This window comes from Microcystis sp. LE19-10.1B (assembly GCF_027530565.1).
In the GTDB taxonomy this organism is placed as follows: Bacteria; Cyanobacteriota; Cyanobacteriia; order Cyanobacteriales; family Microcystaceae; genus Microcystis; species Microcystis aeruginosa.
Genome location: NZ_JAPZQM010000666.1, coordinates 1 through 2,264 on the forward strand (window position 1 = coordinate 1; position 2,264 = coordinate 2,264).

3 protein-coding genes are annotated in these 2,264 nt (G+C 46.2%); 1 reads left to right on the forward strand and 2 read right to left on the reverse strand.

Going from position 1 to position 2,264, the window contains the following annotated elements:
* Window positions 1-194: 194 nt before the first annotated feature.
* Complete coding sequence (locus O9332_RS23865; protein WP_002757525.1) at window positions 195-668, forward strand: DUF29 domain-containing protein; 474 nt, start codon at window positions 195-197, stop codon at window positions 666-668.
* A gap of 2 nt (window positions 669-670) precedes the next feature.
* Here the strand turns inward: O9332_RS23865 and O9332_RS23870 are convergent, their stop codons facing one another.
* Entirely contained in the window at window positions 671-1,279 is a 609-nt protein-coding gene (locus O9332_RS23870; protein WP_002757527.1) for a GyrI-like domain-containing protein, read from the reverse strand.
* A 182-nt stretch (window positions 1,280-1,461) separates the two neighbouring features.
* Entirely contained in the window at window positions 1,462-2,109 is a 648-nt protein-coding gene (locus O9332_RS23875; RefSeq protein ID WP_288027675.1) for a transposase family protein, read from the reverse strand.
* Between the last annotated feature and the right edge of the window lie 155 nt (window positions 2,110-2,264).

Here is a 2,264-nt window from a genome sequence, read left to right on the forward strand (position 1 = left end):
TGTCAGTCTGTAGAGCGACCATAAGACCAGAACAGAGTAAATCTGTTAAGGCAGGTGCGGAACCCCGCAAGGGAAAGAAGCAGAAACCTAAATCGTGAGGTTTGGGAATCACCGTCCGTTTTACGGCGGTGAGGATGTCAAAATCAAAATGTTAATCAACGTATTATCTAGTTCCAGTACAAATATGGTCAGATATGAGTTCCAATAAGTCAGATCGAGCGAATGCCCTGTATGAATCCGACTTCTACGGCTGGACAGAGCTACAAGCGAAAGCTCTGGCCACCCGACAGGTAGAAGCTCTGGACTGGCAAAACTTGCGGGAGGAAATCATTTCCTTGGGTAAACAAGAATATCGAGAACTGGTGAGCCGTCTGACCGTTTTGGTAGGACATCTTCTCAAATGGGAATATCAGCCAGATAAACGTTCTCGTAGTTGGTTTTTGACGATTAGAGAACAGAGACGAGCGATCAGACGGCATCTACAGGGCAATCCTAGTTTAAAATCCCGGATACCGACGGCTTTATCCGATGCTTTCGAGGCCGGAGTCGATTTGGCTTTGCGAGACACAGACTTACCGATACGGACTTTTCCCTCTCACTGTCTTTTCACCTTCGAGGACATCATGACCGACCATTTCCTCTGCGATACCAGTCAGGATTGGTCATGAGTTCAACGATTCGACGATACCGCCTCCACAGGGATCTCTATCTCGCTCCGTTTCAGGGGATCGGGAACGTAGGGACCATCATAGAAAAAGCGACGGGGGGAACCGATCGCCCGGTAGCCCGGATGTTCTGCCAGCCATTCGTTCAGTCGGGTCAATCCCTGTTGGTAGCTATCAAAATCGTAACCTCCCTGTAATCCCAAACTCACCACCGTCATGGGTGGTACATCCTCGATCCGAATATTATCGGCCACCTCTTTCGGGTAAGTGTCGGTGTCGCGGTAGAGAAAGGAAACTTCGGCCTCTCCCGATGTCGCTCCCGTTCGGGTGCTGTCAGGGTAACGAGTTTCGACGGGCGCGGTCATGGAGATATCGTTCGAGCTAATGTGTTGGTAGAGGGGATAAAACGACCGGTTGGCCGCCTCGGACAATTGACCCCGATAACGGTAGGTGGCAGCCCGATAGGCGGGATAGTTCTTCACCTCGATCCGTCCGTTCGGGGTCGGGGTCGGAAATCCTGCGGGTAGGGGAGCGCTGGAAGCTTGATAGACCCCGATCGCAAGGGCGGCTAAGGCGATAAAACCGAGGGAAATTAACAGGTGATATGGTTTCATGATCGAGCAGTCGCAGGGACATCTCTATTGTGGGACGAGTTCACTTCCGTTGACATCCCGTTATCGAAACGCGCCTCCTCGCAATAGTTTTAGTAATGTATAATAGACTTGTTGCAAAATAAGAAAAAGCCGAATGAATTGTTTTGTGAGAAATTCAGCTTGCTTCTCCTTTTAATCAATGCTTATGCTGCCGCTAAATAAAAATTCCATAATCCACAAGCCGTTAAGATTAATTGATCATCAAAATTAGCTACACGATTCCTATAAATATCGGAAACTGCACGGTATCTTTTCACCCCAGAAAAAGCATTTTCACCCACAACTCTTTCTTTGGCTAGTTCTCGATTTTCTTGTTTTTGTTCTGCTGTTAACTCTCCTCCCTTCGGTTTTTTGTGGGGCAAACGGATATTTACATACTGTTTTTGCACTCCCTGAAATCCTGAATCAACCAAGACTGGGATTTGCTCAGGGATGCCGCCAATTAAGTCTTCTTGATCTTGTATCTTTTTATCATGGGTTTTTCCGCTAGTCGTAGGGGTTAACACCAAAATCCTCTTGTCTTCTGCACTAGCTGCTAGGTTTTTTCGGGTGCATCGCTTTTTCTTTCCTGAGTAGTTCTCTTTCTGTTTTTCCGCGTCTTTGGGACGAGCTATCGGTATGAAGGTCCCCTCGACTATCACTTCTTTCACCTCTGGAAAATGTTGGATAAATTCCTCGATACTCTCGATTTTTCTAAGGGGCAGTACCTTTTTTTCTCCTAAAACCTTTTCTAAAATTGGTTGTAGGCGATGTACCCATCTATTCGCTTGTGAGCGGTCAAAATCGAACAATACTGCCGCCAAGTGGGAGCATCTCACTTATGCAATGAGTATTAATACTTATAGCAGTCAAAAACTAGAAAATCTTCAACTTGATCACAAAGAGAAATGAGATTATAATAGTTATAACTTACAATTCAGAATAGCTCTCGATGGGAGGAATAATT

Coding starts and splice junctions, on each gene's coding strand:
- O9332_RS23865 (WP_002757525.1), top strand. CDS start 195: ATGAGTTCCAATAAGTCAGATCGAGCGAATGCCCTGTATGAATCCGAC.
- O9332_RS23870 (WP_002757527.1), bottom strand. CDS start 1,279: ATGAAACCATATCACCTGTTAATTTCCCTCGGTTTTATCGCCTTAGCC.